Source organism: Photobacterium sp. R1 (assembly GCF_054600795.1).
Genome location: NZ_BAAHZP010000076.1, coordinates 1 through 485, shown reverse-complemented (window position 1 = coordinate 485; position 485 = coordinate 1). Strand labels below are relative to the sequence as shown.

The window sequence follows — 485 nt, the reverse complement described above, 5'->3', positions numbered from 1 at the left end:
TTTGTTTGCCACGCCGCTCCAGGCATTGAATCGCTCAATGCTCATGTCGTAGGCCTTGGCCATGCCCACCATGGTGGACGTATTGTCATTGGTGACGGTCATCAAACCGGTTAAGGCCGTCGTAGTCGCCCAGAGGCTTCCGACCGCAGTGGCTCCGGCAGTGGCCCAGCCCCGAAGCCGACCTCCAACATCAGCCGCATCTTCAAATGCCTCAGCCTTTTCCCGGGCATCATCCAATTCCTGCCCCAGCTGCTGATAGCGCCGGGTCAAGAGACTGACATCCGCACCGGCTAACTTGGATTTGCGGATCTGCCTGGTCAGCTTCCCCTGTTCACGTTCCAGCTCTTTGACCGTCTTCGTGGCCTTTCCCATGGACTCATTGAACGCGCTGCCAATCTTTCCAAAGCGGCTGTCTACGGTGCCGCCCAGCGTGACAACGGTTTTCAGGTTCTGATTCATTTCTCATCCTTCTTGGGCAGCAGTTC

1 pseudogene is annotated in these 485 nt (G+C 57.1%); it reads right to left on the bottom strand.

The features are described 5' to 3' along the window. A pseudogene (locus ACYP03_RS24025) lies at nt 1–459 on the bottom strand (phage tail protein); the annotation flags it as partial. Nucleotides 460–485 lie beyond the last annotated feature (26 nt).